Source organism: Candidatus Nitrospira neuquenensis (genome assembly GCF_979578155.1).
Genome location: NZ_CEFZDU010000036.1, coordinates 94,791 through 117,232, shown reverse-complemented (window position 1 = coordinate 117,232; position 22,442 = coordinate 94,791). Strand labels below are relative to the sequence as shown.

Here is a 22,442-nt window from a genome sequence, read left to right as displayed (position 1 = left end):
GACGCGGCCATGATGCGCGACACGGCGGAGGGCGTGCTCCTGACCGTCCACGTCCAGCCGAAGGCGGCCGGGACGGCGTTCGCCGGGGTCCACGGGGCGGCGCTCAAGTTCCGCGTCGCCGCGCCGCCGGCCGACGGCGCGGCCAACGACGCGCTCTGCGCCTACCTGGCCGAGTTGTTCGGCCTGCCCCGGCGGGCGGTCGAACTCAAGGCCGGTCACGCCTCCCGCCGGAAGCTGATCCTGCTCAAAGGGGTCACGGCCGGTTTCGTCGGGGAGCGGCTGTCGCTTCCGTGATCCCGGCGGCCGGGACCTCGGGCCGGGCCTTGCGTCGGCCGCCTTCAGGGCTAGATCAAAAAACAGGCGGGGAAGTCCGCGAGCAGACACTGCATGCGGATCGAGAGCCGCTCCAGCCGCCGGACATCCTCCGGGCCCGCCTTCGCCGGGTCCAGCGTGCCCAGCCAGTCGGCGTCCCGCCTCAGCTTGAACAGGGATAACCACGACGTGCCGGGAATGCGGGTGTCCCAGCCGGCGGCCAGCCTCGCCAGCGGCCGGAGGGCGGCCACCTCGTCGGCGAACTCGATCCGGCCGGGCTCGACCCGGTAGGGCTCGCGGTCCTGATCGAGGCGCGCGAGGAGCGCGACGAGCCAGCGGACCGTCGCGGCCATGCGTTCGTAATGCAGCGTGTCCGGCAGGTCGGTGGGCTGGTGATACCGCGGCGTGCGCCCCGCCGAGAGGAACAGAAACGGCACACCCGCGTTCCGGAAGGCGTCGTAGTCGCTGAAGGGCACCCGGCCCACGAGCGGGATCTCCTCGACCAGGTGCAGGCCCACCGGTAGGACAGCAAGGGGTGAGGGGGGTGAGGGGGGAGGGAGGGGAGCGGAGGCATCCGGCCTGTCTTCCCCCCTTACTGCGACCCCCTGACCCCTCACCGATTCCTGGAGGCGCCGGTACAGTCCCGGCGCCTGCTCCGCGCCGGCGGCGAAGATCGTGTCCCTGAGCGGCTCCCAGTGCACCCCGCCCATCAGGTCCATGATCACGACGGCTTGCAGGTTGCCGAGGGCGCCGACCTCCGGCGGGAGGTGGTCGGCGAAGTATTGCGAGCCCATCTCCTTCGTCCGGATGTACGGCGCCTCCTCGGCGGTGAAGGCGACGAAGAGGACTGTGTGGTGTGCAAGCGCGGGGAGCCGCCGCGCGACCTCCAGCAGGATCGCGACCGACGAGGCGTTGTCGTCCGCGCCGAGGTAGGCGTCGCCGAGGTGGTCGTAGTGGGCGCCGAGGAGGAGCATCCGGCCGCCGCCCGAGGCCGACGGCCTCAGGCCGATCAGGTTGTCGCCCAGCGCGGCGCCGACAGGCTGACGGAACCCGCCGAGCGAGGCGAGCGGCGCGAGGCCGACCTCGCCGAATTGCGCCGCGAGGTACTCCGTGGCGGCGCGGTGACCGGGCGTGCCGGGTTTCCGTCCGGCCAGCTCGCGGCTCGCCAGGTAGCTCACGTGGGCCTGGAGACGGCGACCGAGGTCGCTGGAGGGAGGAAAGCTGCGGGGATCGAGGGCGGCCATGGCGGTCAGGCCGGCGGCGAGGGCGAGGAGGCCGGCCGCGGCGGCGAGCCGGGGGCCCGCGCGACGCCGGGGCATAGGAGGCGCCGGCCCCGTCAAGGCCGTCGGGGCGGCGCCTCCGGCGCGGCCCGCTCCGTCGCCCGATGCCGGAGCGCGCGCCCTCGGTCCGGCGTCGGGTCGGGCACGAGGCCGTACACCCGCCGCCCCTCGTGGTGCTCGGGCAGGTACTCGGTGATCGGCATGCCGTCCTCCCGCACGAACAGGAGGCAATGGCAGTACTTATAGATCTGCATCTCGTCGCAGGCGCAGATCCAGCGGCGCAGCTTCGCCTCGGCCCGCTTGTCCTTGTAGAAGTTGCAGGGGCAGAGCGGCTTGCCCAGCTCGTCTACGTGCGCGGCGAGGCCGTGGACCACCGCGTCGGTCACGGCCCTGTTCGGATGGAAGGTCGTCCCGCTCTTCTCGGCGAACCCCTTCACGAACTTCCACATCTTGTCGAGGCTGTCCCGGCTCGGCGCGTCCATCGGCGATCTCCCTCCCGGCGACGAGGAACCGACGCGACGGCAGTTTACAAGCCTTTCCGCCTCCATTACAATCCGCCAATTCACGCGGGGAGCGGGCGGCGTCCGCGCCGCTCGATGACCGGGATGCGACCGTGACGTACCCATGACGTACCCATGACGCGACCATGACGATGGACCAACGACTCATCGCGCGCCTGGCCGGCGCGCTGGGGCAGGCGGCCGCCGCGGAGCTGGCGGGCGAGCTGGCGCGGGCCGCGGGGCCGGAGGCGGCGGGCGCCGTCGCCGAGCTGCTCGACGAGCTGGAGGAGGCTTCGGCCAAGGCCACGGCGGGGGCCCTGGAGGCTTTGCCGGAGCTGCGGCGCCGCGGGGCGCTCGACGCGGTCGCGCCCTGGCTGGACCTCGGCGTGGCCCTGGCCGGCGCCTCCGGCGCGACCGCGCTCCGCTACTTCAAGGAGAGCCCCCTGCTCCTCGGCCTCCTCGACGCCGCCGCGTCCCGCCGCGCCGTGCTCGCCCGGGCCCTGGAGGTGGCCGACCAGGACGCCAACCTCGCCCTGGAGTTTCTGCGGCGCGCGCCGGAGCTGCTCACGACGCTGCCCGCCGCCGCGCTCGGCCCCTGGGTGGACGTCGGCGTCGAGCTGGCCCGGTGGGACTACGTCCTCGGGTTCGAGTTCCTGCGCCAGAGCCCGGTCCTGGCGCGCGTGATCCCGCTCGACGAGGTCCGGACCTGGGTCGGCTTCGGGATGAAGCTGGTCACCCAGAACAGCCTCGGCAAGACGGACTACATCGGCACGCTGGAATTTTTCCGGACGAGCCCGGCCCTGCTCGGCGACCTGGCGGAGCCGGCCGTGCGCCGCGCCGCGATCGCCCTCGGCTCGCTCCTGGCGGACCGCGACCCTGCCGCGGGCACGGCCTGGCTGGCGGAGGCGCCCGGGCTCGCGCGCGCGCTCCCGTCCGAGGAGTGGCGACTGCGGGTCATCCGGTACGGCGCCTTGATCGCGGAGCGGGACGCGGGAGCGGCCTTGGATTATCTGCGCCGCTGCCCGGAGGTCGTCGGCCTGCACGGCGGGGCGGCGGACGCCGCCGAGGCCTTCGAAGCCTGGTTCAAGGGGGGCATGGAGGTGCTGGAGTACAGCCCGGAGGGCGCGCGGGCCTACTTCGCCCTCGAGACGAAGAACGCCCTCGCCTCGGTCGAGCGGGCGTTGAGCGGCGTGCCGCTCCGCCGGGTGGCCAGACCGCTCGCGCTCTTCGTCCGGGCCCTCTGCGGGCGGGAGGTGGCGATCCGCTCCCTGCCGGAGGCGGCCGAGGGCGCGAGCGATCCGGCCCGGCCCGCCGTGAGCCCCGACGGGCGCACGCTTGCGCTGCCCGCGGTCCTGCGGCGCTACCCGACGCGGGCGGACAACGTGCGGCTCTACCACGTGATGGCGGCGCACGAGGCGGGGCACCTGGAGTTCGGGACCTACGACCTCCCGCTCGCGCGGCTGGCCGACCTGGCCGAGGCGGTGCGCCGGCGCTACCCGCGGACGGAGGGCGGCTCGGCCGCGTCCCCGCCGCGCACGCTGGAGCAGCTCTTCCGCCTCTATCCGCAGCCCGGCGTGATCCGCGACCTCTGGGCCCTGCTGGAGGACGCCCGGGTCGAGCACCGGCTCCGCGAGGAGTATCCGGGCTTGAGCCGCGACCTCGCCGCGCTCGCGCGGGAGGCGGTGACGACCCGCTCGCTGCGGCACGGGCTGTCCGTCCGGGAGCTGGTCGTGGACGCGCTCCTGCTCCGCACGACGCTGGGCGCCGAGACGCCGTCCCCGCCCGAGGCGGTCGGAGGGGTGGTCGAGCGGGCCTGGACGCTCGCCGAGCGCGTCTTCGCGACGGGCACGACGGCTGAAGATGCGGTCCGCCTCGCGGATCGCCTGTATGTCCTGCTCGATGAGCTGCTGGCCGTCGGCGTCGAGGGCCCCGAGGGCGAGGGGGCCGACAGCCCCGACGCCGGGGCGGGGCCCAAGGCCTCCGAGGAGCTGTCCGGCCGGTATCGCCCGATGACCAACTGGGCCTACCGCGGCGAGATGAAGGCGGATCAGGTCGGCGAAATCGGGGCGGAGAGCGGCCCGCCGCGGCCTGCCGGCGCCGGCGAGGCCGAGCAGGATGAGGCGGGCCTGGCCGGGGCCGCCGTCGAGGGGAGCGGGCGGGTCGGCGGGACCGGTCGTGGGCACGAGGCCGGCGGCGCCGTGGGCGTCGGGAGCGGGCGGCCGCTCTCGCCGATCGAGCAGATGCTGGAGGTCGGGGACGAGCGCCGCGGGCCGCCGGTCCGGGCCGGCGCGGGGGGGGCCGAGTTCCTCTACGATGAGTGGGACGGCGTGATCCGCGACTACCGGTCCGCCTGGTGCCGGGTCGTCGAGCGGCCCGCGCCGGAGGGCGGCGGCGGGTTCGCGCAGGCGACGCTCGCGGCCCACGGCGGCGCGGTGCGGCTCCTGAGGCGCTACTTCGAAGCGATCCGTCCGCCCGGCCTGCGGCTGGTGCGCGGCCAGGCCGACGGCGAGGAGGTGGACCTGGACGCCCTCGTGACCAGGACAGCGGACCGGTCGGCCGGCGCGGACGCCTCGGATCGGATCTACGTCCGGCGCGAGAAGCGGGAGCGGGAGGTGGCCGCGGCCTTTCTCGTGGACCTGAGCGGCTCGACCGGCCGGCGGATCGACCCCGAGGGACGGCGGGTGGTGGACGTCGAGAAGGAAGGGCTCGTCCTCCTCTGCGAGGCGCTCGACGCCGTGGGCGATCAGTACGCGGTCTACGGCTACTCGGGCCAGGGACGGCGGCAGGTGGACGTCCTCGTGCTGAAGGACTTCGACGAGCCGGGCCGCGGCCGCGCGGCGGAGCGGATCGGCGCGGCGACGCCGCTCGCACAGAACCGCGACGGCGCCGCCATCCGGCACGCGACGCGCCGGCTCTTGGAGCGCCGCGCCCGCGTGCGGCTGCTCCTGCTGCTGAGCGACGGCAAGCCGCTGGACGACGGCTACGCGGACGAGTATTCGCTGGAGGACACGAAGATGGCCCTGCGGGAGGCCCGGATGCGGGGCGTGGACGCCTTCTGCATCACGGTGGACCGGGAGGCCGACGACTATCTGCGGCGCATGTACGGGGACGTGCGGTACCTGGTGATCGACCGGGCCGCGGCCCTGCCCGAGCGCCTGCCGCGCGTGTACCGGCGACTGACGGCGTGATGGGGAGCCCGGTGGTTGAGGGATGGCCGATTGACGATCGTTCGTTGACGCGATGAGGCCGAAGGGGCCGGCTCGACACCGAGAGCCGACCACCGAAGATTCTGCTTATGACGTCCGACCGCACCGTCCCGCCCTGGCTCTACAAGCTCTTCACCGGGCACCAGTATCCCTACGTCCGGCGGCTGGCGAAGTTCGCGCGGCCGGTCGCGCCGGGCGAGGAGCGGCGGGAGCCCACGAAGGAGGAGATCGAGGCGAAGTTCTGGGAGGTCTTCCCCCGTTGCACGGCGAAGGTTCTGGAGGAAGTGAAGAGCGGGATGATCGTGACCTTCCACGAGCTGGGGACCTATCCGCCGGGGGGCTTTCGGGAGCTGATCGAGCGCCCGGAGGAATTCCTGGCCGCGACCTACGGCAAGAAGAAGATCAAGGTGAACTTCTACGACGGCGAGAACTTCGTCTGCACGATCAATTTCAAGGTGGCCGGCTGGACCGAGCACGAGAGCCCGTGAGGGGGGAAACGTGAGGCGTAAGGGAATAGGTACCGCCGCTGCGCTCAGACGTTTCGCGTCTCGCGTCTCACGCCTTACGAGGAGTTAGAGATGGCGCGACCCAAGGTGACGGTGGTGGGGGCCGGCAACGTCGGCGGGACGGTGGCCCAGCGGCTGGCGGAGCGGAACTGCTACGACGTGGTGATGGTGGACGTCGTGGAGGGCCTGCCCCAGGGCAAGGCGCTGGACTTGGCGCAGGCCGGGCCGATCTGCGGCTACGACGTCCGCGTCGTGGGCAGCAACGGCTACGACGAGACGGCCGGCTCCTCGGTCGTGGTCATCACGTCCGGGATCGCGCGCAAGCCCGGCATGACGCGCGATCAGCTCCTGGAGACCAACGCCCGCATCGTGCAGGACGTCGTCCGGCAGGCGGCGGCCCGCTCCCCGCAGGCCTGCCTCATCCTCGTCACCAACCCGCTGGACGCGATGACCTACGTCGCCCACCGGGTGAGCGGCTTTCCCAAGGCCCGGGTCATGGGCATGGCCGGCGTGCTGGACGCGGCCAGGCTGCGCGCCTTCATCGCGGCCGAGCTCGGCGTCGCGGGCAGCGACGTGGAGGCCATGGTGCTCGGCGGCCACGGCGACACGATGGTGCCGCTGATCCGCTATACGACCGTCGGCGGACGCCCGCTGAGCGAGTGGCTGCCGAAGGAGCGGCTGGAGGCGCTCGTCCAACGGACGCGCGACGGAGGGGCCGAGATCGTGAGCCTGCTCAAGATGGGCAGCGCCTTCTACGCGCCCTCCGCGGCCGCCGTCGAGATGGTCGAGGCGATCCTCAAGGACCGGAAGAAGATCCTGCCCTGCGCCGTCCGCTGCGACGGGGAGTACGGAATCGAGGGCCTGTTCGTCGGCGTGCCCGTCCGGCTGGGCGGCGGCGGCGTCGAGCAGGTCGTCGAGTACGAGCTGACCGCCGCCGAGCGCGCGGCGCTCGGGACCTCCGCCGCGGCGGTGAAGGAGCTGTGCGACGCGGTGGACCGCCTGCTCGGCTTCTGAGGGCCGGTACGTATTCGTCGCCGACACGGCCGGCCGTGCACGGCCGCAGGCCGCGCCCGCCGTGAGGGGCCGGCCGCGCTTGACATTCCGAACGAGACTCCTGTACAGAGTTCCCCGGCGGCGACGAACCTGAGGCCGCGTCGGAGGCCCGAGCCGCGGGCGGCGGGCGCGTCCGGCGCGACCTCGGCCATCACTGGGCAAGCATAAAGGATGGTGACGCGATGACGTTCCTCGAGGATCCGTACAAGACCATCGGCGCAGGGGTCGGCCTGACCGTGGTCTTGGCCGGGATCTGGGTCGGGATCGCGGGCATGCCGGAGGGCGGCGCCTGGGCGGAGCAACTGTTCCGCTGGACCCATTTCCTGGCCGGGATCACCTGGATCGGCCTCCTGTATTTCTTCAACCTGATCAACGCGGGCTTCCTCAAGTCGCTCGACGCGGGCCAGAAGGGCGTGGTCATCCCGCGCCTCATGCCGGTCGCGCTAGCCTGGTTCCGCCACGGGGCGACGGTCACGGTGCTGGCAGGCCTCGTGCTGATCTTCATGCTCCATCCCACGCTCGCCGGCACCGGGGACAAGGCGATCTGGATCGGCGGCCTGCTGGGCATCATCATGATGGTCAACGTGCACGCCATCATCTGGCCCTGCCAGAGGGAGGTCATCCGCATGACCAAGGAGGCGGCGGAGTCCGGCAAGCCGACGCCGCCCGAGATGGCCGCCCTCGCCAAGAAGGCCCTCTACGCCTCGCGGATCAACTTCCTGCTCTCGATTCCGATGCTCTTCTTCATGGGCGCCGCCAGCCACCTGCCGGTGAAATAACGCGCGCCGATCTCGGCCTCGCCCCGGTCCTCCCGCGAACGGAGGGCCGGGGCGAATCATTTCGGCGGGGGCCGAAGGGCCAAGCCCGCATGATTCAAGACGGTTCGTGACGAAATCGCGCAGTCGCGTGCGAGACGGGCGCGCGGAACCGCGAGAGAGGGAGGCGTGCTCCCTGCAGCACGGTGACCGCCCGAGCGGCGAGCCCGCCCGCCTGGCCGCGCCGAGGCGTCGGTCAGGCTCGTCGCAGCCGCAAATCCGCGATTGCAGTAGAAGCGATCATGGATCATGCGGGCTAAGTGATTGACTTTCAGGCAAGATGGGGCGATTCAACCTTGACGTCGGGGCGAGGCGGGCTTTATAGTGATCACCCCGACCCGCTCGGTCGGAAACCGACGAGCTGCGATGGAGGATCGGCACGTGACCGCGACGGAACCCCGGCTCCTGCAACCGGTCAACGGTTCCCCCTGGGACCTGGACGCCTACGTCCGCCGCGGCGGCTACGAGGCCTGGCGTACGTGCGTGACGGGGCTCAGCCGGGAGGAGGTCGTCGCCGAGATCAAGCGCTCGGGGCTCCGGGGGCGCGGCGGGGCCGGCTTCCCGACGGGGGTGAAGTGGGACAAGGTCCTGAACCACCGCGTCAAGGAACGGTACTTCGTCTGCAACGCCGGCGAGCATGAGCCGGGGACCTTCAAGGATCGCTACCTCCTCAAGCACTATCCCCATCAGTTGGTGGAGGGCTGTCTGATCGCGGCTCACACGGTCGGCGCGAAGGCCGCCTTCATCTACGTGAACCACGAGTACGAGGAGGAGCGGACGAACTTGGAAAGGGCGCTCGAGCAGGCCCGCGCCCGCGGCTTCCTCGGGAAGAACATCCTGGGCACCGGCCTGGACCTCGACCTGGAGCTCTACACCGGCATGGGCAGCTACGTGGCCGGGGAGGAGACGGCCATGCTCGAGTCCATGCAGGGCCGGCCCGCGATGCCGCGCCAGAAGCCGCCGTTCTACCCCACGGATTTCGGCCTCTACGGCAAGCCGACCCTCGTCAACAACGTCGAGACGCTCTGCAACATCCCGCTGGTGCTCCGGAACGGCGCCGCCTGGTTCGCCTCGGTCGGCACGGAGAAGTGCCCGGGCACGATGCTCTTCTCGCTCAGCGGGGCGGTCCACCGGCCCGGCGTGTACGAGATGCCCCTGGGCACGCCCCTGCGGCGGCTCGTCGAGGAGTTCGGTGGCGGCGTCCCGGGCGGCCGGGGCGTGAAGGCCGTCTTCCCCGGCGGGCCCGCCTTCTCGATGGTGACGGCGGCGGACCTGGACCTGCCCATGGACTTCGACTCGCTCAAGAAGGCCGGCACGGGCCTCGGCTCCGCGGGCGTGATCGTCGTGGACGACGCGACCTGCATGGTCGCGCAGACGCTCAAGTTCTCGGAGTTTTTCAAGAACGAGAGCTGCGGCCAGTGCCCGCCCTGCCGGATGGGCACGATCAACCTCGCGACGCTGATGGCCAAGATCGAGCAGGGCGACGGCACGCAGAAGGACCTCGACACCCTGCTGCAGCTCTGCGGGTTCGTGAAGGGAACGGGGTACTGCACGCTCGTCACGGGCGCGGCCGTGCTCGTGCAGAGCGCGGTCCGGCTGTTCCGCCGTGAGTTCGAGGAGCACATCGCGCTCCATCGCTGCCCGTTCCAGCCCGAGCCGGCGAGGGTCTGAGGCGCGCATGCCGCGGGTCACGTTCCTGCATCCCGAGGGCAAGAGCGGCGAGGTGGCGGCGAACCTGACGCTGCTCGAAGCGGCGCTGGAGGTGGGCTTCCCGCTCACCCACGACTGCGGGGGCAACGCCTCCTGCACGACCTGTCGCGTGGAGGTGCAGGAGGGGGGCGAGAATCTGTCGGAGATCGATTTCGACGAGCAGGACCTGCTGGACCGCGAGGCGCTCACCGAGCCCTGTCACCGCCTGGGCTGCCAGGCCCGGATCCTGGGCGACGTGGTGGTGCGGGTGCCGGAGCACAAATGGGAGCGGCCGGCGGCCGATGGGCGGCAGGCCGGGGCGGCGAGGGGGTAACCGGGAGGACACCATGGTCACGATCACGCAGAAGGCCGGGGAGAAGATCCAGGAGCTGATCAAGGAAGAGCAGGACGTCGTGGGCCTGCGCATCTACGTGCGCGGCGGCGGCTGCCACGGGTACCAGTACGGCATGGCCTTCGAGAACAAGCTGTCCGACGACGACACGGTGATCGAGAAGGACGGCGTGAAGGTCATCATGGATTCGCAGAGCGCGCCGCTGCTCCAGGGGGCGGAGGTGGACTACGTGGAGAGCCTCCAGGGCTCCGGGTTCGCGATCAAGAACCCGCAGGCGAAGACGACCTGCGGCTGCGGCAGCTCCTTCAGCGCGTAGGTCGCCCCGGCGACCGGAACAGCGAAGGGCCGGATTGTCCCGTCGAGGGCGGCAGCCAATCCGGCTCTTTGCTTTCTCGGGCCCCTGCCATGGACGAAGCCAGCGTGACGCGGCGGTACCGGTTCGTGGCGCAGCACCGGCTGCACTCGGAGCGGTACACCCCCGAGGAGAACCGGCGGGTGTTCGGCAAGTGCAACAACCCCAACGGCCACGGCCACAATTACACGGTGCTGGTGACGGTGCGGGGGCCGGTGGAGCCCCGGACCGGTCGCGTGACGGATTTGGACGAGCTGGATCGCGTCGTGGGCGAGACGGTCATCGGCCGCTTCGACCACCGCGACCTGAACGGCGACCCGGAGTTCGCGACCCGCGCGACCACGGGCGAGAACCTGGCGCGGTTCATCTGGGACCTGCTGGTCAAGCGGGTTCCCGTGGGGCGGCTGGCGAAGGTCGGGGTGATCGAGACCCGCGATAACTACTTTGAGTTTGCGGGGTAGCGGCGTGGCGACGAAGCGGCTGGTCGGGCGGAAGATCGAGGCAAGCGGCAACGGCAGTGCTGGGGACCTGCGCGAGCTCGTCTCCCGGCTCCTCGTCCTGCTGGGGGAGGACCCGGCGCGTCACGGGCTGGAGAAGACGCCGGAGCGCGTGGAGAAGGCCCTCCGCTTCATGACCAAGGGCTACGGCCAGGACATCGACGCCCTCCTCAACGGCGCCCTTTTCCCCGTCGAGTACGACGAGATGGTCGTCGTCCGGGACATCGACTTCTTTTCCATGTGCGAGCACCACCTCCTGCCGTTCTTCGGGCGCTGCCACGTCGGGTACCTGCCGAACCGGAAGGTCGTCGGCCTGAGCAAAATTCCGCGCGTGGTGGACGCCTTCAGCCGCCGGCTGCAGGTCCAGGAGCGGCTGACCGTCCAGATCGCCGAGACGCTCCAGAGCAAGCTCGACGCGCACGGCGTCGCCGTCGTCATGGAGGCGCGGCACCTCTGCATGATGATGCGGGGCGTCGAGAAGCAGAACACCCTGGCCGTGACGAGCGAGATGCTCGGCGTCTTCCGCACGCAGAAACAGACCCGCGACGAGTTCCTCAGGCTGATCCGCGGCGGCCCGACGTTCTGAGCCCTCCCGTCAAACTCCGTCCAGGAACTCCGACAGCGCGCGATTGAAGAGGTCGGGCCGCTCCAGGTTGGAGAGGTGCCCCGCGCCGGGGATGACCTCCAGCCGCGCGCCGGGGATGCCCTCCGCGATCACGCGCGCGTCGGAGGGCGGGGTGCCGCTGTCCTGCTCGCCCACGATCACGAGGGCCGGGCGGGCGATGGTCGGGAGCGTCGGGCGGGAGTCGGGCCGGTCGTGCAGGGCCATCAGGTCGCCGAGGATGCCGCTCACCGGGGTGCTCCCGATGATCTCGCGGACCAGCGTGACGAGGTCGGGCCGGCCGGTCCGGGAGGCGGGGCTCAGGAGGATCGGCATCATGGCGTCCGCGACCGCCTGCGGGCCTTCCCGGTGGGCGGCCTGGGCCATCGCGATCCGCTTGGCGCGCCCCGGCTCGTCGTCCGGCGTCGCCCGCGTGTCGGCGAAGACGAGGGCCCTCACCCGGGCCGCGTGCCGCCGCCAGAACGCGAACAGGATGTAGCCGCCCATCGAGAGCCCGACGAGCACGGCCCGCTCGATCCCGAGGTGGTCCAGCAGCCCCGCCACGTCGTCGGCGAACTCATCCATCGAATAGCGCCAGAGCGGCGCGTCGGAGCCGCCGTGGCCGCGCAGGTCCACCGCGATGACGCGGTGCCGCGCCCGCAGCGCCCGCACCTGCGGCTCCCACATGCGTCGGTTCATCGGAAAGGCGTGGAGCAGAACGACGGGGAGGCCCTGCCCCTCGTCCGTCCAGGCGAGCGTGATCCCGTTGATGGTCGCGGTCGTGGCGGTCATGACGAGCCTCCTCTGCGCGCGGTGCTAACACGGGGCGGCGCGCCGCGTCAACCGCATTTGCGGCCCTTCCCCCCGTCGGCTACAATCTCCCCCCATGCCGGACGACGCGCCTCAACCCGACCTCTTCGAGCCCGAGCCGGAGCAGGGCGACGCGGCGGGGGGCGCCGGCGCCCCGCTCGCCGAGCGCATGCGCCCCCTGACCTTCGAGGAGTTCGTCGGCCAGGACGAGGTCCTCGGACCCGACCGGCCGCTCCGCCGGGCGATCGAGGCCGACCGCCTGACCTCCGTGATCCTCTGGGGCCCGCCCGGCTGCGGGAAGACCACGCTCGCCCGGCTCATCGCCCGCCGCACCAAGGCCGCCTTCGTCTTCTTCTCCGCCGTCACGAGCGGCATCCCCGAGCTGCGCCAGCTCATCAAGGCCGCGGAGCAGCGGCGCGCCCTGCGCGGGCAGCGAACGATCCTCTTCGTGGACGAGATCCACCGCTTCAACCGGGCGCAGCAGGATGCCTTCCTGCCCCACGTCGAGAAGGGGACGCTGATCCTCCTGGGCGCGACGACCGAGAATCCCTCCTTCGAAGTGGTGGCGCCGCTGCTCTCGCGCTCCCTCGTCGTGGTGCTCGCGCCCCTGTCCGACGAAGCGATCGGGCTGATCCTGGACCGGGCCGTCGCCGACGAGGCGCGGGGGCTCGGCCGGCTCCGTGTCGCGCTGTCGGCCGAGGCGCGCCGGCGGCTGATCGGCTTTGGCAACGGCGACGCGCGCGCGGCGCTGACCGCGCTGGAGTTCGTCGTCACCCAGACGCCGCCGGGGCCGGACGGGCGCGTCCTCGTGGACGAGCGGGCCATGGACGCGGCGCTGCTCAAGCAAGCGCTCCGCTACGACAAGGGCGGGGAGGAGCATTACAACCTGATCTCCGCCTACATCAAGAGCCTGCGGGACTCCGACCCGGACGGGGCGCTCTACTGGCTGGCGCGGATGCTGGAGGGCGGGGAAGACCCGAAGTTCATCGCGCGGCGGATGGTGATCTTCGCCTCGGAGGACGTCGGCAACGCGGATCCCTCCGCGCTGCTCGTCGCCACGGCGGTGTTCCACGCGGTGCAGGTCGTCGGCCTGCCGGAGGCCCAGATCAACCTCGCGCAGGGGACGACCTACCTCGCGACGCGGCCCAAGGACAACGCCTCCTACGCCGGGCTGCTGGAGGCGCTGGCGGACGCCCGCGCGCACGGGAACCTGGGGGTGCCGCTGCACCTGCGGAACGCGGTCACCTCGCTGATGCGGGACCTGGGGTACGGAAAGGGATACCGCTACGTGCACGAGGACGCGGCGGCGAAGAAGGAGCAGGAGCACCTCCCGCCGCCGTTGAAGGGCAAGCGGTACTATCGGCCGAAGACGGGGGAATGAGGAACGGTCGGGAGTGTGCCACCGTGGCTCCCCGGCGGTAGGGTCAGCGCCCCTGCGGCATGATCGTCGGGATGACCTGGCGCCGGTGCTTGCGATAGATGCGAAAGTCCCTGTCCAACGTCAGGACGCGACTCCGACCCTGTCGCTCCGCCATCCGCACAAGGCAGGCATCGGCCAGGGAGATGGGCACGTTGCCGTAACGTCCCAGGAGGGCGGCGACCGATTCCGCCTCGTCCTCCAGATCGAGGCCGACCTGGATCACGCCGCGATCCACGAGGGCGAGGACAGCCTGACCGCCGCCCGGGTAGGCGCGGAGCAGACAACACGCCTCCGCGAGCACGGCCTCGCAGGTGAAGAACGGAGGACGTACCCGCTCCCACTGAGTCTTCGCCCACTCATGGTGCCGGTCCGTCCGGTTCAGAAAGGCGACGAGCGGGCCGGTGTCCAGCAGCACGACGTCGCGCATGCGCCTATCGTCCGAACCCGCGCAGTCGCGCCTGATTGGTCGAGAGGTCGGGAGGACCGGTCACGCATCCGGCCAGATCCTTGGCCAGGTCCAAGGCGGACCCGACGCGCTTGCCGCGAGGGACTTCGAGGTCGGCGAGGATCGCGTCGCGGACCACCTCCGACTGCGTGGCGCCGCGCCGCTTCGCCACGGCGAGGACCCGCGCGTAGAGGGCGTCATCGAGCTTCACGGAGAGGGTTTTCACGGCGGCGTTCCCCGGTGGACCTTCGGGTATGACGGACGCGTCCGGATTGTATGACTGTGGCGAGGCTCCGTCAAGCCCGCCCGTAACGCGGCCGACGGCCTGAGCAGCAGCGTAGGCTTCTGTCAGGTGGAACGGTGCTCCACGGAACCGAGTATGACGGCCGCGCGGGGACCGGGAGCTCATTGACAAGTGCAGGAGCCTAAAGGAGAATCCGACCTCGGTCGAGCGTGACCCGCAGCGCGTGAGCGGCGAGTGGGTCTTCCGCGGCACACGCGTCCCGCTCGCAGCGCTTGCTCAGAAGCTCGAAGACGGGGTGCAGATGACTCAGTTTGTGGGGTGGTTCCCCGGCGTCACCATCGCGCAGGTTCCTGCGGTGCTTGACCATGCAGCCAAAAGTCTAGCGTCACCCCACCAGGGATCGCCGAAGTCCAGGTCCATCGTGACGGGACATCGGCCTTCGGCGCGGCAGGTCTCAATGAGCCGGCGGTCCAGGGCGGCGTCGCTTCCGCGACGGAGGGTGTGGGCCCGTTCCCGCCCTGGCGGGGCCGGAGCCGTGGGGATTTTGTAGCAGGCCGAAGGGGGAGAATCACCGTCGGTCGGAGGGGATGAGGGGCGGCAAGGCCGGAGGACTTACCCCGCCACGGCGAGCTTCTGCTTGACCTGCTCCAGCTCCTTCGAGAGGCCCTCCCACCGGGCCGTGAGCCGCTCCAGCTCCCGCTTCCAGCGCTCCTGCTCCTCGTACAGCGCGTGCCAGCGGCCGTAGTCCTGGTAGAGGGTCGAGTCGGCCAGCTCCTGGTCGCGGGCGCGGACCTTCGTTTCCATCGCCGCGATCTCCTCCTCGGCCTTTGCGACCTGCTTCTCCAGCCGCGCCTGCGTCTTGGTCAGCTCGCGACGGTCGCCGCCGCCGACGGGACTGCGGGACGCCTGCTGCGCCGTCGGGGCCGGCGTCGCGGCGGGTTTGGCCGCCTTGGCCCCCTTGACCGTCTTGGCCGGGGTCACGTCCGCGCTCGACTCCTTGATGGAGTCCAGCTCCTGGGCCCGCTTCCACAGGTAGTACTCGTAGTCGCCGAAGTAGTCGCGCGCCCGGCCGTCCTCGATCTCGACCACGCGGGTCGCGACGCGGCTGAGGAAGGTCGGGTCGTGCGAGATGAAGACGATGGTGCCGGGAAAGGCCGTGAGCGCGTCGGTCAGCACGTCCACCGAGGCGGGATCGAGGTGGTTGGTCGGCTCGTCGAGCAGGAGCGTGTTGGCCGGCTCGACGAGCATGCGCGCGAGCGCCACCCGGTTGCGCTCGCCGCCGCTCAGGGCCTTGATCGGCTTCTTCTGGTCCGGCCCCGAGAACAGGAACGCGCCCGCGATGCCGCGCAGGAAGTTCGTTTCGGCCTGGTTCGACATCTCGGCCAGCGAGTCGAGGATCGTGTGTTCGGGGTTCAGGCTCTCGGCCTGGTGCTGGGCGAAGTAGTGCAGGGTGACGCCGTGGCCGACGATCCGTGAGCCCTGCTCGAAGGGGAGCACGCCGGCCAGCATCTTGAGCAGCGTACTCTTGCCCGCGCCGTTCTCGCCGACGAGCGCCACGCGCTGGCCGCGCTCGACCGCGAAATCCAGGTTGGTGTAGACGACCGTGTCGCCGTACCGCTTGGCCACGCCGCGCAATTCCAGCACCTGCCGGCCGCTCGCCGGCGGCTCCGGGAACTTGAATCGCACGCGCTTGGGGTCGCGCGTCCGCTCGATCAACTTGACCTTCTCGAGCTGCTTGATGCGCGACTGGACCTGGCTGGCCTTGTTCGCCTGGTAGCGGAACCGGTCGATGAACTTCTGGACGCGGGCGATCTCCTTGTCCTGCCGGTCGGCGGCGGCCGCCTGATGGGCCTCGCGCTCCTTGCGCCACTCGACGTACTTGGAATAGTTGCCCTTGCACTCCAGGATGCGGTGGTGGCGGATCTCCCAGATGTGGGTGGCGATCCGGTCGAGGAAGGCCGTGTCGTGGCTGATGACGAGGATCGTCATGGCGGACCGCAGCAGGAACTGCTCGAACCAAGCCTGCGTCGGCTTGTCGAGGTGGTTGGTCGGCTCGTCCAGCATCAGGACGTCGGGGTTGCTGAGCAGCAGGTGGGCGAGCGCGACGCGCATGCGGTAGCCGCCGGAGAGCGTTTCGACGGGGCGGCCGAAGTCGGCCTCCGCGAAGCCCAGGCCGGACAGCACGCGCTTGGCCTCGTGCTCGGGATACTGGTCGCGGTGCGCGGCGTCGAGGACGGTCTTGCCGCTCAGGGTCTCGAGCTCCTGCGGGAGGTAGCCGATGCGCAGCCGCGGGCGCTTGCGGATCGTGCCCTGGTCCGGCGCGTCCTCGCCGAGGATCATGCGCAGCAGCGTGGTCTTGCCCGCGCCGTTGGGGCCGACGAGCCCGACCCGCGAGCCGGGCCGCAGGTGGGCCGACGCCTCCTTCAGCAGGATGCGGTGCGCGAACTGCTTGCTGACGGATTCGATCTGGAGCATGGCGCTACGGGTGAGGCGCGAGGGGTGAAGGGTGACGAATGGGAACGAGCCGGGCGGGTGGCGGGGGCGTGTCTCCTCTCACTCCTGACGGATCACGGATTGAGTGGTGGAGCTGGCCGGGATTGAACCGGCGACCTCGTGAATGCCATTCACGCGCGCTCCCAACTGCGCCACAGCCCCACCCCTGTCGGTGTCGTGCGGTCTCCGAGGATCGCGGGCAAGCCCGCGAAAGATGGCGCATGCTAACACGCGGCCCGGAGGCAGTCAAGGCGCGGGCGCCGGCGATTTCCGCGTCCCGGCGTTGCTTGACAAACCCCGGGGCCCATCTTAGTATGACCGTCGCCTTGGCTCGTGGGCGGCGGTACGGACCCTGCGGTCAGGGCTCTTTTTTTGGACAGAAGAGGCGGGGGCGATGCCGAATTTGGTGGTCGTCGGGGCCCAGTGGGGCGACGAAGGCAAGGGCAAGATCGTGGACATCCTCGCGCGGGATGCGGACGTCGTCGTCCGCTACCAGGGCGGGTCCAACGCCGGCCATACCGTCGTCAACCGGCGCGACACCTTCGTGTTTCACCTGATCCCCTCGGGCGTCCTCTACCGCGGCACGCTCTGCGTGATCGGCAACGGCGTCGTGGTGGACCCCGAGGCCCTGATCGAGGAGATGGACCGGCTCCAGGCCAAGGGCGTGAAGATCGGCAAGAACCTGGCGATCAGCCAGCGCGCCCACCTGATCATGCCGTATCACAAGGCCATCGACAAGGCGTCGGAGCAGTCCAGGGGCGCGCGTCGGATCGGCACGACCGGCCGCGGCATCGGCCCCTCCTACGCGGACAAGATGGCCCGGATCGGCATCAGGGTGGGAGACCTGCTGAACCCGTCCCTCTTTCGGCGGAAGCTGGAGGAGAACCTCGTCGAGATCAACTGGTTTCTGGAGCGCCTGCACAAGGTGGAGACGTTCCAGCTCGAGAAGGTCTTCCAGCAGTACATGGGCTACGCCGAGCGGTTGAAGGGGCACATCGCCGACACGGCGCTGCTCCTGCACCGGGCCGTCGAGCGGCGGCAGACGATCCTGTTCGAGGGGGCCCAGGGCACGCACCTGGACGTGGACTTCGGGACCTATCCCTATGTAACGTCCTCCAGCGCCTCGGCCGGCGGCGCCTGCACGGGCACGGGCGTCGGACCGACGGCCATCGACGCGGTCATGGGCGTCGCCAAGGCCTACACGACGCGGGTGGGCAGCGGGCCCTTTCCGACGGAGCTCACGGACGAGGTGGGCGGCGGCCTGCAGGAGCGGGGCAAGGAGTTCGGCTCGACGACGGGCCGACCGCGGCGCTGCGGCTGGTTCGACGCGGTGCTCGTGCGCTACGCCACGCGCATCAACGGCCTGAGCGCGCTGGCCGTCACCAAGCTCGACGTGCTCGACGGCTGCCGGGAGATCCGGGTCTGTGTCGGCTACCGGCACGGCGGCCGGCTGTACCGCGAGATGCCCTCGGACCTCCAGGTGCTCACCGAGTGCGAGCCGGTGTACGAGGTCCTGCCCGGCTGGACGACCGGGACGACCGGGGTCACGTCGTACAAGGCTCTCCCGCTTCAGGCCCGCCGCTACCTGAGCCGCATCGAGGAGCTGGTCGGCTGTCCCATCGACATGATCTCCACCGGCTCGCACCGCGACGAGACCATCATGCTGCGCAACCCGATCGGCCGGGCTCGGCGCAAACCGGGGACGACGCGTTTCAGGACGTGATCGTGGTCCTGCACCTTCACCCGGAGGTGCCCGCCGTTTCGATCGAACCATCCACGGACGTGAGCCGGTAGCTCAGTCGGTAGAGCATCGCCCTTTTAAGGCGAGGGTCCTGGGTTCGACCCCCAGCCGGCTCACCACACGCCATCAAGGGGGTGCGGGGTGGCCCGCAGCCCCACCCCCGCTCATGAGCCTTCCGAACCAAGCAACCGTCTTTGAGTGTCAAGTGCCCTGAGACGACCGGAGGACGGAAGGTTCGGCCGACCCACCCGGACGAAATGCTGCGCGAGGGTTTCTTGCCCGATGACGGGCCGACCCTCTGGGGCTTGGCCAAGGCCCGTGGGGTCTCGCCCCAGACCGTGGACGAATTGCTGCGGGCGTTCGATCTCCCGGTGCAGCGCGCGCTCCGCCGACTCCAGGGGGTCTTCGGCGATCCCCGTGCCCGACGGATCACCAGAGTACGGCTCGCCGCTTCGCCCGCCGGCAGGCAGGCGGGGCGGTTCCTCAGTCGCGTGCTGCCGCTGTTCCGGCGCCGGCCCGAGCAGGTGGGGGAGCTGCTCCCGCGGCCGTCCCGGCATGGGCTCGCGCTCGGCGATCTCGATGTGGCGCTGCGGGGTCCGCTGCACGGGGGCGTTTCATGGTGTCCGCCACGACGGTCCGGGAGGCCGCGCAACCTTCGGACCTGCGGGGTGCGACGCCTCAGAAGATGAGCCGATACCGCTGGGGCCTGGCGCGGAAATGCGTTGTGCAGGACTCGCACCGGAAGGGGAAGAGTCCGAGGAGGCTCAGGAGGCGATCCCAGGCCTTCCGCCTGAGCCGCCAGACGCGGGAGCTGTGGCAGTTCGGGCAACGCAACATGGGGGTGATTATAGGTAAGGAGCGGGAGACCGTCTTTCCTCTTTATCGTCCAACCTCCCACAGGGGCATACATGGAGGGGGGCCAAGCGGCTGGGTATCGGACCGGCCTCGCCGGTTCATCGTCGGCGCTCTCCGCTCGTGCTCGGCGTGAGCCCGCTGGGAAGGCCGGCTGCGCCCCCTCGGTTGCAATTCTCGCCCAGGCTGCTACACTGCCCCCTGAATCAGAGGGCACGCTCTCGGGGGAACGGCCGACCCGCCGGGAGCGTCACGCGGCCGAGGCGGCCGATCAACGGAGGAGGCACCGTGAGATCCAAAGCCGTCCTGTTGTTCGTGCCACTGATTTCGGGTTTCGTGGGCGGCGTGCTGGCTGCCATGCTTGTCATGGACCAGCCGCTCTGGGCCTTCGCGCCGAGCACGGCCCCGCGCGTCGTGACCGCCAATTCCTTCGCCCTGGTGGATGAGAGCGGGACGGTCCGCGGGATCTGGACCGCGACCAAGGAGGGGGTCGCGGGGCTCTACATGATGCGCCGGAGCGGACAGGCGGTCGGCGGGCAGTTCCTGGTGGACGCGGTGGGCGAGCCGCAGCTCACGCTCTTCGACAAGCAGGGCATGCCGGTGTGGACGGCGCGCCCGCGGTGACGCGGCCGGCCATGCGCCCATGTGCCGCGGCTCCTGACGGAGGTTCCCGATGGCGACGATCCTGATCGCAAATTCCGATCATCGGTTCACGAAGATCCTCAAGGACGTCCTCTCCGCGTACCGGCACGAGGTCGAATGGGCCCGGACCGGCGAGGAGGCGCTGCGCGCCTTCGAGAACCACCGGCCGTCGGTCGTGCTCCTCGACCTGACGATCCTCGGTCTGCCGGGGTTGGAAGTGCTGGCCAAGATGCGGGCGAGCGATCCGTCCGTTCCCGTCGTGATCCTGACCGGCGACGTGACGGTCGAGGTCGAGGAGCGGGCGCGGGAGATGGGGGTGACCGACGTCCTGCGGAAGCGTCTCAAGATGGACGTGATCATGGAGGCCGTCAATCGGGCCCTGCAGCGGGCCGGGCGGCCGGCCAGGATCGAGGGAACTCCGCCCGGGCCGGCGCTGGTGGGACCGGAGGGAAAGCCGGCGACGATTCTGGTGGTGGACGACGAGGCGGAGATCGGCGCCCTGCTCAGCGAGTTTCTCCGGCGGCGGGGCTACGCGGTCAAGGTCGCGCAGAGCGGCGAGACGGCCCTGCAGATGATCCGCGCCGAACCGCCGGACCTCGTCCTGCTCGACATTTACATGCCCGGGCTCAACGGCGTCGAGGTGCTGCGGCGCCTCCGCCGGGAGGGCTCCAACGTCGGCGTCATCATGGTGACGGCCAGCCAGGATGAGCCCCTGCTCAAGGCGGCCATGGACCTCGGGGCGTTCGACGTGCTGACCAAGCCGGTGGACCTGGGACAGTTGGAGCTGGCCGTCCTCGTCAAGCTCACCCTGCAGGCTTGATCCCTTCCTTGTCCCTTCCATCCATGCCCCCGTTGACAACCGCCGGGGCCGTGATTACAACCCTGGCCCATCTCCCTCGGGCGCGGGGGGCCCCGTCCGAGGGAGGACGTTCCCCACCGAGCGGCGCCGGACCGGCCGATCCTTAACTTGTCGGGCGGGCCGGGGTCGGGCCACCGGCGCCGGCGGGGGAGGGCACGGAGACCGTGCGACCGATTGCATTCGCAGTTCACGGGCGGCCCGTCCTGCTAGAGAAGGGAGGAGGGTATGGAGGGGAGAGGGGTGCGCAGACTGATCGTGACGGGCCTCGTGGTCGGGGCGCTGGCCGCCTGGCCGGCTGGGATGGGGGGGCCGACCGCCGGCGTTGCGGCCGCCGCGGAGGCCTTCAGCGTGGACAACCTGCCCAAGGACCCGAAGGCCTACCGGGCGCAGGTGGATAAGATCATCGGCACGGTGGACGGCCTCATCGCCAAGCTCAAGGGCAACAAGCAGGCCGAAGCGGCCCTGCTGGACCTCATGCAGACCCGCGACAACATCCTGCGCGAGATCTACAAGGTCGAGAACCAGCCGGACGGGGCGAAGTGGACGGCCGCGCAGATGCAGGACAGCGTGACGGCCATGCTGCGGCTGCTGAAGAGCCACTACGAGAAGGCCGCCGAGAAGGCGGGCTGATCCGGGACCGGGTCGGGTCCCGGTTTCGAGGAGCGGGCGCCGGACCCCGCTGGGGCGGACGGTTCGGCGCCCGCGCGCCATCGCGCATTCCCCGGTCCGGCGGGAGCCTCAAGGCTGCGTTCTCTGCCGGTCCTTCTTGCCCTTCCCCTTCTTGAGCTTGTTCAACTCGGCCTCGTGGTCGGCGAGCTGTTTGCGCAGTTCGCTCAGCTCCGCCTTCAGCGCCTCGTTCTCCATGTCCTTCTTGAGCGCGTGGTCCTTGAGCGCCCGGATCTCCTCCTCGCGGGCGGCATCGGTCGGGCGGGGGCGCTCGGGCGGGGCGGCCGTCGTCCGGCCCGCCAGCTCCGCTCCCGCGCCGTCCGTCGCCGGCGGAGCCGCCTCGGGCAGCCTGGCCAGCAGCCCATAATCAACGACCAGGTCCGCCACCTCGCTGAGCCCCAGGAGGCCGGCGGCCTGTCCTTCCGCCGATCGGCGCCGCGCGGCCTCCGGCGCGAAGCGCAGGTCCCGCTTCTCCAGGTCACCGCGCCGATCGCGCTCCAGGACCAGGTGGAGCAGGGACTCCTTGACGTAGAGCCAGCCCTCCGTCGCCCCGTCGCCGGGCCGGGCGGGCGCGACCTGGAACCGGACCCGCTGGTTCGGCTGGGCGGCCGCCAGGGCTTCGGAGAGCAGGGGCGAGAGGAAGGCCGCCGCCTCGTCCGAAAAGGCGCGCTGCGATCCGGGGGGACCGCTGCCGGCCCGCACGCCCCGCAGGACGCGGGCCAGGAGCTCGGGGCGGAGGGCGGCGGGATGGTCGGCGTCGAGTCCCTTAAGCGGCGGGCGATACCGCGACGCCACGCCCCGGTCGGAGATCCGCTCGAGCCGCACCGAGCCCGCCGGGCTCTCGTGCACGACCACGTCCTGAGTGAACCAAGAGCAGGAGGCGGCCAACAGGCAGACGAGCGGGCCGGCCAGGAGGGGGAAAGACCGCAGGCGCCGAGTCGTCATGGCATTGCTCATGGTCGTGTCCCGGCCACGCGGGCGCGCAGTGTAGCACAAGCGCATGGGGGGAAAACACCTGAATCGAGGCCGCGGGCGCCTCTTCCTCGACGCACGCCTTGACACCCGACCGCCGACGACGTATAAGCGGCGCGCCGCGCGGAAGGCGGC

The 22,442-nt window shown here is 70.8% G+C and carries 24 protein-coding genes and 2 tRNA genes; 18 read left to right on the top strand and 8 right to left on the bottom strand.

Annotation, left to right across the window (positions count from 1 at the left end):
- The first annotated feature begins 9 nt into the window (after window positions 1-9).
- A complete protein-coding gene (locus tag AC1U7O_RS14715; RefSeq protein ID WP_479895586.1) occupies window positions 10-294 on the top strand; it encodes a DUF167 domain-containing protein in 285 nt (94 codons plus the stop codon).
- A gap of 50 nt (window positions 295-344) precedes the next feature.
- On the opposite strand, the gene AC1U7O_RS14710 is transcribed toward AC1U7O_RS14715, so the two are convergent.
- Window positions 345-1,631 carry a M28 family metallopeptidase gene (locus AC1U7O_RS14710; protein WP_479895585.1) on the bottom strand — a complete coding sequence of 429 codons (1,287 nt, stop codon included), beginning with the start codon at window positions 1,629-1,631 and terminating at the stop codon, window positions 345-347.
- A gap of 17 nt (window positions 1,632-1,648) precedes the next feature.
- Window positions 1,649-2,074 carry a ferredoxin-thioredoxin reductase catalytic domain-containing protein gene (locus tag AC1U7O_RS14705; protein ID WP_479895584.1) on the bottom strand — a complete coding sequence of 142 codons (426 nt, stop codon included), beginning with the start codon at window positions 2,072-2,074 and terminating at the stop codon, window positions 1,649-1,651.
- Window positions 2,075-2,238: 164 nt separating this feature from the next.
- On the opposite strand from AC1U7O_RS14705, the gene AC1U7O_RS14700 reads away from it, so the two are divergent.
- The 9 genes from AC1U7O_RS14700 to folE all read left to right on the top strand — a co-directional run bounded on the left by AC1U7O_RS14700 (window position 2,239) and on the right by folE (window position 11,148).
- Window positions 2,239-5,280 carry a nitric oxide reductase activation protein NorD gene (locus AC1U7O_RS14700; RefSeq protein WP_479895583.1) on the top strand — a complete coding sequence of 1,014 codons (3,042 nt, stop codon included), beginning with the start codon at window positions 2,239-2,241 and terminating at the stop codon, window positions 5,278-5,280.
- A 107-nt stretch (window positions 5,281-5,387) separates the two neighbouring features.
- Window positions 5,388-5,786 (top strand): hypothetical protein, encoded by a 399-nt coding sequence (locus AC1U7O_RS14695; RefSeq protein WP_479895582.1) that lies wholly within the window; start codon window positions 5,388-5,390, stop codon window positions 5,784-5,786.
- Window positions 5,787-5,876: 90 nt separating this feature from the next.
- Window positions 5,877-6,818 (top strand): malate dehydrogenase, encoded by a 942-nt coding sequence (mdh, locus tag AC1U7O_RS14690; RefSeq protein ID WP_479895581.1) that lies wholly within the window; start codon window positions 5,877-5,879, stop codon window positions 6,816-6,818.
- Between the two features lie 221 nt (window positions 6,819-7,039).
- Window positions 7,040-7,636 carry a urate hydroxylase PuuD gene (locus tag AC1U7O_RS14685; RefSeq protein WP_479895580.1) on the top strand — a complete coding sequence of 199 codons (597 nt, stop codon included), beginning with the start codon at window positions 7,040-7,042 and terminating at the stop codon, window positions 7,634-7,636.
- Between the two features lie 417 nt (window positions 7,637-8,053).
- Window positions 8,054-9,343: an NADH-quinone oxidoreductase subunit NuoF gene (gene nuoF, locus AC1U7O_RS14680; protein ID WP_479895579.1), complete on the top strand. Its 1,290-nt coding sequence runs from the start codon at window positions 8,054-8,056 to the stop codon at window positions 9,341-9,343.
- A gap of 7 nt (window positions 9,344-9,350) precedes the next feature.
- The gene (locus tag AC1U7O_RS14675) at window positions 9,351-9,695 is read left to right on the top strand and encodes a 2Fe-2S iron-sulfur cluster-binding protein (protein WP_479895578.1); all 345 of its coding nucleotides are present in this window, start codon (window positions 9,351-9,353) and stop codon (window positions 9,693-9,695) included.
- 13 nt (window positions 9,696-9,708) lie between these two features.
- Window positions 9,709-10,029, top strand: coding sequence for an iron-sulfur cluster insertion protein ErpA (erpA, locus tag AC1U7O_RS14670; protein WP_479894720.1), 321 nt, complete (start codon window positions 9,709-9,711; stop codon window positions 10,027-10,029).
- A gap of 89 nt (window positions 10,030-10,118) precedes the next feature.
- The gene (locus AC1U7O_RS14665) at window positions 10,119-10,526 is read left to right on the top strand and encodes a 6-carboxytetrahydropterin synthase (RefSeq protein ID WP_479895577.1); all 408 of its coding nucleotides are present in this window, start codon (window positions 10,119-10,121) and stop codon (window positions 10,524-10,526) included.
- Window positions 10,527-10,560: 34 nt separating this feature from the next.
- Window positions 10,561-11,148, top strand: coding sequence for a GTP cyclohydrolase I FolE (folE, locus tag AC1U7O_RS14660; protein ID WP_479895668.1), 588 nt, complete (start codon window positions 10,561-10,563; stop codon window positions 11,146-11,148).
- A 9-nt stretch (window positions 11,149-11,157) separates the two neighbouring features.
- On the opposite strand, the gene AC1U7O_RS14655 is transcribed toward folE, so the two are convergent.
- Window positions 11,158-11,955, bottom strand: a complete 798-nt coding sequence (locus AC1U7O_RS14655; RefSeq protein ID WP_479895576.1) for an alpha/beta fold hydrolase — start codon at window positions 11,953-11,955, stop codon at window positions 11,158-11,160.
- A 94-nt stretch (window positions 11,956-12,049) separates the two neighbouring features.
- Here AC1U7O_RS14655 and AC1U7O_RS14650 point away from each other — a divergent pair, with 94 nt between their 5' ends.
- A complete protein-coding gene (locus AC1U7O_RS14650) occupies window positions 12,050-13,354 on the top strand; it encodes a replication-associated recombination protein A (RefSeq protein WP_479895575.1) in 1,305 nt (434 codons plus the stop codon).
- A gap of 43 nt (window positions 13,355-13,397) precedes the next feature.
- On the opposite strand, the gene AC1U7O_RS14645 is transcribed toward AC1U7O_RS14650, so the two are convergent.
- Entirely contained in the window at window positions 13,398-13,820 is a 423-nt protein-coding gene (locus AC1U7O_RS14645) for a type II toxin-antitoxin system VapC family toxin (RefSeq protein ID WP_479895574.1), read from the bottom strand.
- A gap of 4 nt (window positions 13,821-13,824) precedes the next feature.
- Window positions 13,825-14,064 carry a ribbon-helix-helix protein, CopG family gene (locus AC1U7O_RS14640; RefSeq protein WP_479895573.1) on the bottom strand — a complete coding sequence of 80 codons (240 nt, stop codon included), beginning with the start codon at window positions 14,062-14,064 and terminating at the stop codon, window positions 13,825-13,827.
- Window positions 14,065-14,245: 181 nt separating this feature from the next.
- On the opposite strand from AC1U7O_RS14640, the gene AC1U7O_RS14635 reads away from it, so the two are divergent.
- The gene (locus tag AC1U7O_RS14635; protein WP_479895667.1) at window positions 14,246-14,632 is read left to right on the top strand and encodes a DUF433 domain-containing protein; all 387 of its coding nucleotides are present in this window, start codon (window positions 14,246-14,248) and stop codon (window positions 14,630-14,632) included.
- A gap of 62 nt (window positions 14,633-14,694) precedes the next feature.
- Here the strand turns inward: AC1U7O_RS14635 and AC1U7O_RS14630 are convergent, their stop codons facing one another.
- A complete protein-coding gene (locus AC1U7O_RS14630; protein WP_479895572.1) occupies window positions 14,695-16,557 on the bottom strand; it encodes an ABC-F family ATP-binding cassette domain-containing protein in 1,863 nt (620 codons plus the stop codon).
- Between the two features lie 104 nt (window positions 16,558-16,661).
- Window positions 16,662-16,737, bottom strand: a tRNA-Ala gene (locus tag AC1U7O_RS14625).
- A 232-nt stretch (window positions 16,738-16,969) separates the two neighbouring features.
- On the opposite strand from AC1U7O_RS14625, the gene AC1U7O_RS14620 reads away from it, so the two are divergent.
- The 6 genes from AC1U7O_RS14620 to AC1U7O_RS14595 all read left to right on the top strand — a co-directional run bounded on the left by AC1U7O_RS14620 (window position 16,970) and on the right by AC1U7O_RS14595 (window position 21,299).
- Window positions 16,970-18,298 (top strand): adenylosuccinate synthase, encoded by a 1,329-nt coding sequence (locus AC1U7O_RS14620; RefSeq protein ID WP_479895571.1) that lies wholly within the window; start codon window positions 16,970-16,972, stop codon window positions 18,296-18,298.
- A gap of 61 nt (window positions 18,299-18,359) precedes the next feature.
- Window positions 18,360-18,435 (top strand) — tRNA-Lys (locus AC1U7O_RS14615).
- 156 nt (window positions 18,436-18,591) lie between these two features.
- Window positions 18,592-19,005, top strand: coding sequence for a hypothetical protein (locus tag AC1U7O_RS14610; protein WP_479895569.1), 414 nt, complete (start codon window positions 18,592-18,594; stop codon window positions 19,003-19,005).
- A 451-nt stretch (window positions 19,006-19,456) separates the two neighbouring features.
- Entirely contained in the window at window positions 19,457-19,792 is a 336-nt protein-coding gene (locus AC1U7O_RS14605) for a hypothetical protein (RefSeq protein ID WP_479895568.1), read from the top strand.
- A gap of 49 nt (window positions 19,793-19,841) precedes the next feature.
- Entirely contained in the window at window positions 19,842-20,630 is a 789-nt protein-coding gene (locus tag AC1U7O_RS14600) for a response regulator transcription factor (RefSeq protein ID WP_479895567.1), read from the top strand.
- Window positions 20,631-20,909: 279 nt separating this feature from the next.
- Window positions 20,910-21,299 (top strand): hypothetical protein, encoded by a 390-nt coding sequence (locus AC1U7O_RS14595; protein WP_479895566.1) that lies wholly within the window; start codon window positions 20,910-20,912, stop codon window positions 21,297-21,299.
- Between the two features lie 108 nt (window positions 21,300-21,407).
- Here AC1U7O_RS14595 and AC1U7O_RS14590 read toward each other — a convergent pair whose 3' ends face one another.
- Entirely contained in the window at window positions 21,408-22,280 is an 873-nt protein-coding gene (locus tag AC1U7O_RS14590) for a hypothetical protein (RefSeq protein ID WP_479895565.1), read from the bottom strand.
- Window positions 22,281-22,442: the final 162 nt, after the last annotated feature.